Source organism: Lacinutrix cladophorae, from assembly GCF_053604645.1.
Map to the genome: position 1 here is coordinate 1 of NZ_JBSHNR010000107.1, position 271 is coordinate 271.

Annotated in this window: 1 protein-coding gene; it reads left to right on the top strand. The window is 39.5% G+C overall.

What is annotated here, in order from left to right:
• Positions 1 to 271: SdrD B-like domain-containing protein (locus ACVC3Y_RS06415; protein WP_452226418.1), on the top strand; the 271-nt coding region annotated here is incomplete at both ends.

Consider the following 271-nt stretch of genomic DNA (forward strand, 5'->3'; position numbering starts at 1 on the left):
AATGTACCATTAGGAGATGCAGAAGTAGATGTAGATGAGACTACATTACCAACAGATATTACAGATACTTTAACAACAGGAACCTCAGATCCAGAAACAGTAACTGTAGTAGAAGGAACTAATGCTACTACCGATGATGGATATGCACCAGCAGTAGGAGATTTAAGTGGAGTTGTATTCGAAGATCTTAACGGCGATGGAGTACAAGATCCAGGAGAAGAAGGAATAGAAGGAGTAGAAGTTGTAATTACCGATGTTAACGGAGACGAAA